Source organism: Kitasatospora sp. NPDC054795 (assembly GCF_053611565.1).
Genome location: NZ_JBSHAP010000235.1, coordinates 1 through 6,613 on the forward strand (window position 1 = coordinate 1; position 6,613 = coordinate 6,613).

The window sequence follows — 6,613 nt, forward strand, 5'->3', positions numbered from 1 at the left end:
CGTTCCGATGCGGCGAAGACCGGACGAGCGCGATCGCGTCCCGCTTGAACTCGGCCGTGTACCGCTTGCTCATGTTGCTCTTGCCACTCACGATCCGGACTGCTTCCTCCGGGACTCAACCGTCCCAGTATCAGGCTGTCCAGTTCAGCGGGGGAACTTCAACACGCTGCACCACCTCGACGCCGACGACGGCCGCAGCCGCCTTCAGCTCTTCTTCCGCCCGGCCCGCCACACCGGCCAGGTCCGCAACGCGGAGCCGCACAAGTGCGAGGAGCTGCGGTGGTGGCCGCTGGACCACCTGCCTACCGACATCGTGCCCTACACCGCGCACGCGCTCGGTGAGATCGGCCGCGGCAAGCCGCTGTCCGTCGTCGGCTGGCCGGACTGACCGCCGCCGCCCCGGCCGCGCCGGCCACCTGAAGCGCCCGCCCGCCCACCCGTTCTGGCCCTCCTGGAGCCAGCACCGTGGAAAGCTCTCGCCAGACCGTAGCCGTGATCGCCCCCGACCGTGACCGGGGCCGGGCCGCGACCGTCCGCTGCACCGCGAACGGCTGGGGCACCACGCCGGTGTGGACGATCCCCGGCGGCAAGGTCGAGGTCGACGAGCGCCTCGACGAGGCCACCGCCCGCGAACTGCGGGAACGGATGGGGCTTCTCCACCCACGGCTGGGAAACGAACGCTTCGACCCGCCCACGCTGATCGGCGTGTGACACCGATGGGCCGACACCGCCGACCGCCCTCTCCCCGGCTGCCGGAGGACACCGACGCCCGGCTGCGCGCCGTCGCCGGCGGGCAGCCCGTCGTGGAGGAGGGCGTCGTCGTCTTCCTCGGCAGCACTGTCCCGTACGTCTATCGGACCGTACACCGGCCCGACGGCACGACCGACCGTCACCTCGTCCGCCTGGACCCCCCGCCACCACGACCGCTTCACTGACCGTCAGGCCCTCCGCCGACGGTGCGGGGCTCGCGGGGGCGGGGAACGGCTCGATCACGGTCCCTGCCCATCGGACGCGGGAACGCGCTCTCCGTGGTGGGGTGTCGCACTCCCGTCCGCCGTCGGGCGACCCGGCCGGCCGGCGGACCGCCGACGGCGGACGGCCTGCGGTCAGTGCAGCCAGGGCTGGTAGTTCGGGTTGTCCACGCAGCCGGCCTCGACCAGGGAGGCGGTGGCCCGGTCGACCGGGCAGGCCCGGCGGATGAAGTGCCGGTCCACGCCGCCGGGGAACGCGACTTCGACCTGGTCGGCGTACTGGTGCTGGTCGCCGATGGTCGCGTTGACGTCGATGCCGCCGGGGGCGTCGATGAAGTAGTCCCAGGGCACCTTCTTCCACTTCTTGTACAGCTCGGGGTCGAAGGTGGTGCTGACGAACGGCGAGGGCTGGTTCTGCAGGACGTAGCTGGTGATGTCGTACTGGCCGTTGACGGTGTCCTTCGGGCCGAAGCCCTCTTCGAAGATGACGGACGGATCGCGGCCGTCCGAGCGGAAGAGCGGGTGGCAGTTCTTGCGCCAGTGCGGTTCGGGGGTGATGCGGGGTGCGTCCACCCGGCGGTCCACGGCGGCGTACAGCGGGTCCGGGCCCTTGGGGAGGTTCTCGAAGGTGCTGGCGGGGAGGGTGACGGCGGGCCGGACGGCGCAGTCGTCGGCGCGCAGTTCGGCCTCGTCGGCGAAGTCGATCCGGCGGCCGTCCAGGAGGATGGCGACGGCCTCGGTGCCGAGTTCGCGGACGATGACGCCGTCGCACTGGGGGCCGCTCCAGAGCGCCTCCCCGCTGGGGTCGAGGCAGCTGAACGGGGCGGGTTCGGTCGCGGCCGCGGGGGCGGCGGCGGCCGGGATCTCGGGGGTGAGCACGACGGCGCAGGCGAGGGCGACTGCGCCGGCGGCCGTGCGGATGCGGATGTTGATCACGACCGTTACCCTGGCCGCCCCCGGACCCGGAGATACCGCACCCACCCGATCAGGGGCGTGTCCTCCTCGCCGATTGACGCTCCCGGCCGGCCCGGGCGGCCCGGGCCCGAGCCGCCCGGGACGTGCCCGTCGGGGACACGGCCCGGGGACGACGGGGTCCCCGCCCGCTGTCCACCCGCTCCCTTCTCCTCGGCGCGGACACCCACGAGGCCGCCGTGGAGGGCCGGGTCGCTCGCCACGTCGACGTCGAGGCCGATCACCGGCCGGTCCCGTCGTCCTCCCGGACCGGCTGGGTCCGCTGGGCCGGGAGGCCGGTGCGTTCGTTCTGCAGGTCCCACAGTTCCCTGAACCGGCCGCCCTCCTCGGCCACCAGCTCGGCGAACGTGCCCTCCTGGAGGACCTTTCCGTCTTCGAGCACCACGATCCGGTCGGCGACGGCCACGTTGGTGAGCCGGTGCGTGACGAGGACGACGGCCCGTTCCCGCGCGACCGCCCGCAGGTTCTGGAAGATCCGGTGCTCGGCGCGCGGGTCGAGGGCGGCGGTCGGCTCGTCCAGGACGAGCAGCCCGGCCTCGCGGTGGAACGCCCGGGCGATGGCCAGGCGCTGCCACTGGCCGCCGGACAGCTCCTCGCCGCCCATCCACTCCACCGCCAGCAGGGTGGACAGCCCCCGGCGGAGCTTGGCGACGACGTCGGCCGCCCCGGAGGCGTCGGCGGCGCGCAGCACCGCCGCGTCGCCCTCGGCGGTGGGCTGGCCCAGCGTGATGTTCTCGCGGCAGGTCAGCGGCCAGCGCGCGTAGTCCTGCGGGACGACGGCGACCTGGCGCCACAGGGCGTGCGGGTCGAGGTCGCGGGTGTCGCGCCCGTCCCACCGCACCGATCCGGCATCGGGCAGGTAGAGCCCGGCCAGGAGCTTGGAGAGGGTGGTCTTGCCGGAGCCGTTCTCGCCTACCAGGGCGAGGATCTCGCCCCGCTCGACGTGCAGGTTCACCCCGTCCAGCGCCTTGCGGTCGGAGGCCGGGTAGGCGTAGCGGAGGTTCTCCACCGCGATCCGGCGCGGCGGCTCGGGGGCCTCGGTGCCGCGCCGGGGCCGGTGGCCGCCGGCGGTGTCGAGGAAGCTCGACCAGTCGTCCAGGTACATGCCGGTGCGGAAGAGGTCCGCGCCGTAGCCGACGATGCCGCGCAGGCTGGTGCCGACCGCGGTCAGGGCGAACACGGCCGCGCCGCCGCGCGGCAGGCTCATCCGGCCGGTGCTGACCAGCCACAGCATCGCCGCCCACACGACCGCGCTGCCGAGGCCGGAGGCGGCTGCTCCGATCACCGACACCCGGGCGCTCTGCATCGCCGCCCGCCGCGAAGTGGCATCCAGCCTCCGGCCGACCTGGTCGTACTTGACGAGCAGGAACTCGCCCATGGTGTCGGAGCGGACCTGGTCGGCGTTGCGCTTGAGGTGGATGTACCAGCGCAGGTTGGCCATGATCCGGCGGTCGCCGACCGCGGCCCGGTTCGCCAGGAACTGCACCCGGGCGGCGTGCACCGACGCGATCCCCTGGGGCAGCGCGGCGAGCACCAGCAACGGCAGGAGGGCGGGGTGGAGCACCGTCAGCACGCTTGCCGCGCCCAGGAGCGAGGCGAGGGAGGCGAGCAGGTTCTGCGCCTCTCCGACGATGTCCACGCAGACCTCGGCGCCGCGGTCCGCGGCTTCCAGCTCGTCGTTGTAGCCGGCGTGGTCGTAGGCGGTCAGCTCGGCCGCCACCGTGGCGCGCAGCACCGCGGCTTCGGCCTCGCGGGAGATCCGCGGCGACAGGTGGATGGTGATGGTGCGGATCGTGATGCCCAGCAGGGAGCGGGCGCCGGCCGCCGCCGCGATCACGAGGATCGACGGCGCCGCGTGGGCGAGCTTGTCGTCGACCCGGCCGGGGCCGAACAGCGCCGAGATGGTGCCGGTGGTCGCGAACAGGCCGGCCGCGCCCAGCACCGCGGACACGGCCTGGCAGACCAGGAGCAGCGTGACGGAGGCACGGTCGATGCGCCAGCCGAGGCGGAACGCGCGGACGACGAGCGCGGGCAGGCGGCGCGCCATCGCGTTGACGCCGATCGCCTCGATCGCCTCGATGCGGCGCCCGTCGGCGAGCCACCGCAGTTCCTCGTCGGCGGCCTCGGCCGGGGTCGCGGCGGTCACGCGATCGCCTCCTTGCTCGGAGCACGGGCCACCAGGGCCGCCGTGACGGGTGGGACGTGGATCGCCGGGGTGGGGTGACAGGCCACAGATCCTCCAGACGCAGAGCGGTGCGCGGACGCACGGAAGCACCGGCACCGGCCTGGACGAGAAGCTCAAGTCTGCTTCTCTCAGGCCGAGTTGACGGTATGGACGGAGTCGTTACGGGTGGATGGCGTCCGATGATGGTGCTGTTCGAGCGCGGCGTTCAAGTGGATTTGCCTCCGGGCGAGCCCGGGTCGAACGGGGACTTTTCGAGCATGCTCCGCGTGCGGTCCGGACCGCACGCCACTCGGTCGTCCACGGGACCGGGAGGGCGGCGGAGCCCAGTGCGCAGGCGGCGAGAGCGTGTTCGAACGCGGCCTTCCGGGCCGGTCCGAGGGGGCCGCGGACACCCCGGCGGGCGAGGAGGCCGCGCAGGGCGGGGCCGTCGCCGGATTCACCCGTTCGGGGAGTCGGGCGCCCGAGCGGGTTTCGGGCGCCGGGCGCACCCGCGCCGGCCGCGCGCCGAGCGACGCGCGACCCTTCGCATCAGGGGAAAGCGTTCGGAGCGGCGCCCGGCCCCAGCGTTCGATTCACCCCACCACGGGCCGGGCCGGACTGCCCGACCCGGCACTGTCAGTGCCCCCCGGTATGTTGCCGAGCATGACCACTGTGACGAGCGCGACCGCGTTCCCCACGACCACCGGACAGCCCACCACGGCCGGGCGCACCCCCGGCACCCCCGCCCACGGCTCCGCCGCCACCGTCGAGGTGATCCCGCTGTGGGCCGCCCCCTGGTCCCCCGCCGCGCAGGCCACCGCGCAGCGCTGAGTCGACCGGCAGCTCGCCGGTCGCCCTGCTGCCGCGGCCGGACGGTGGTTCCCACCAGCCCGTCACGCCGGTTCCGGCAGTGCGGTCAATCCAGGTAGCCGGCCGTGCGGTAGCCGCCGCGGGCCGTGCGCTCCACCTCCGAGGCGCCCCAGGTGTGGGGCACGGCGAGATTCCAGCGGGACCGCAGGATCGCGTGCTCCTCCCGGTTCCGGGTCACGTACCACTGCCCCATCCGGCACCACGCCAGCGGCTCGTCGGCCTCGGTGGCCACCGCCCGCACCAGTTGCGCCGCCTGCCGGGCGACCTGGTTCTCCAGCGCGGCAGCCTGCGCCTCCAGGTACTGGTTCATCCGGTAGGTGGCCTGATCGCCGTGCTGGAACATGGCGTATTCGGAGTCGGCGGCCATGTGCAGGGTGCCGTTCCCCATGGTCACCGTGCCGCTTCGCACCACCTCCTCCTGGGAGTCCCGTGCGATCCCGCTGTTGAGGCGGTTGAGCAGCTTGGCCTTCTCGGGGGTGGCCTCCGGGATCTGGCCGCCACCGGTGCCGCCCTGCGCGGAGTAGACCTCGTGGAGGTCGTAGTCCCCGGTGTAGAGGTACTGCTTCCACCGCGGGTCGGTCTTCAGCTGGGCCAGCTGCGGACCGCCGTCCGTCTCGTTCATGTCGATCGGCACGTACTTCTCGCCCCTGGGGCCGGTCCGGACGATCTCCGGGTCCGTCATCGTGTCGGGCAGGCGGGCGATCCGGACGCCGGCCAGGCCCTCGGCGTTCCAGTGGCCGACGAAGCCGCTCAGGTCGTGCCGCTCCAGCAACTCCAGTACGCGTTCCGGGTCGCCCTGCGTCTGTCCGGGCCCCGGGCCGTACTTCTTGCGCACGGACGCGGGCTTGATGGACTTCTCCAGGATGGTGTGCGGTTTGGGCTTGGCCCCTTCCGCGATGCGCCGGATGGAGTGTTCGCCGGTCTCACGGACGGCGATGGTGTACTTGTGCTTCCTGCACACCTCGGAGATGGCGGCCCAGTGGTCCTCCCACACGATGTTCCGCAGCTCGGACGACCGTCCGCCGGGCGTGACGGTCTCCCCGTCGTACGTGGCGGCCCCGCAGATCCGCAGCACGTTGCTCGGGTCCATCCGCGTCTGCGGCCTTCGCGGCGCCGCCGCCCGGTCGCCCGTCACGCGTTGGAGGGCCGGTGCCGTCCGGCGGTCGTCCGGGCCGGCGCCGTCCCGCTGCTCCGCGATCATGCGTGCCGTCGTCGCGTTGCCGACGGTGCGCTGCAGGGCCTCGCCACCCCTCGGAAACGCGTCCTCCGCCGCGGGTCGTGTGCCGCTGCCGGACCGTCGGGCGGTGGCCGCGTCACGATGAGGGCGCCCGGCCTTCGGCGGCTGTTCCCTTGAGTGCATGCTGAACCCCCTCGGTCCCCTCCGCCCCTTTATACCGGGGGCGCCGGCGAACGTGGAGGGCAGTTGCGGCCTGGCGCAAGGAAGTCGGCCCCTCAGGGCATCGGTTCTGCACTGCGGGGCCGCGGGCCGGCCGACCGGCCCTGCGGACTCGGCCGATGGCGGCGCTCCTGTCCCCGAACACCGGGAGCTCCACCAGGAGACCCGCGTCCGAGCAGCCGGACGTGCCCGTGGGCGGCGAAGCGAAGAGCCGGCCGGGCGCCGCGGGAACGCGGTGCC

6 protein-coding genes and 1 pseudogene are annotated in these 6,613 nt (G+C 73.5%); 4 read left to right on the plus strand and 3 right to left on the minus strand.

The window, feature by feature from the left end:
• The 3 genes and pseudogenes from ACWGJO_RS40475 to ACWGJO_RS40485 form a co-directional block, all read left to right on the plus strand.
• Nucleotides 1-388 (plus strand): annotated as a pseudogene (locus ACWGJO_RS40475) (hypothetical protein); the annotation flags it as partial.
• A 77-nt stretch (nucleotides 389-465) separates the two neighbouring features.
• Nucleotides 466-711, plus strand: a complete 246-nt coding sequence (locus ACWGJO_RS40480; protein WP_452190802.1) for an NUDIX domain-containing protein — start codon at nucleotides 466-468, stop codon at nucleotides 709-711.
• Between the two features lie 5 nt (nucleotides 712-716).
• Entirely contained in the window at nucleotides 717-935 is a 219-nt protein-coding gene (locus ACWGJO_RS40485) for a hypothetical protein (protein WP_452190804.1), read from the plus strand.
• Nucleotides 936-1,106: 171 nt separating this feature from the next.
• On the opposite strand, the gene ACWGJO_RS40490 is transcribed toward ACWGJO_RS40485, so the two are convergent.
• Together ACWGJO_RS40490 and ACWGJO_RS40495 are read right to left on the minus strand one after the other, a co-directional pair.
• Entirely contained in the window at nucleotides 1,107-1,730 is a 624-nt protein-coding gene (locus ACWGJO_RS40490; RefSeq protein ID WP_452190810.1) for an ADP-ribosyltransferase, read from the minus strand.
• Nucleotides 1,731-2,163: 433 nt separating this feature from the next.
• Entirely contained in the window at nucleotides 2,164-4,089 is a 1,926-nt protein-coding gene (locus ACWGJO_RS40495; RefSeq protein ID WP_452190806.1) for an ABC transporter ATP-binding protein, read from the minus strand.
• Between the two features lie 681 nt (nucleotides 4,090-4,770).
• On the opposite strand from ACWGJO_RS40495, the gene ACWGJO_RS40500 reads away from it, so the two are divergent.
• On the plus strand, nucleotides 4,771-4,938 hold the full coding sequence (locus ACWGJO_RS40500) for a hypothetical protein (RefSeq protein WP_380552702.1): 168 nt from the start codon (nucleotides 4,771-4,773) through the stop codon (nucleotides 4,936-4,938).
• An 85-nt stretch (nucleotides 4,939-5,023) separates the two neighbouring features.
• Here the strand turns inward: ACWGJO_RS40500 and ACWGJO_RS40505 are convergent, their stop codons facing one another.
• On the minus strand, nucleotides 5,024-6,178 hold the full coding sequence (locus ACWGJO_RS40505; RefSeq protein WP_452190808.1) for a hypothetical protein: 1,155 nt from the start codon (nucleotides 6,176-6,178) through the stop codon (nucleotides 5,024-5,026).
• Between the last annotated feature and the right edge of the window lie 435 nt (nucleotides 6,179-6,613).

Coding starts and splice junctions, on each gene's coding strand:
- ACWGJO_RS40500 (WP_380552702.1), top strand. CDS start 4,771: ATGACCACTGTGACGAGCGCGACCGCGTTCCCCACGACCACCGGACAG.
- ACWGJO_RS40505 (WP_452190808.1), bottom strand. CDS start 6,178: ATGATCGCGGAGCAGCGGGACGGCGCCGGCCCGGACGACCGCCGGACG.
- ACWGJO_RS40485 (WP_452190804.1), top strand. CDS start 717: ATGGGCCGACACCGCCGACCGCCCTCTCCCCGGCTGCCGGAGGACACC.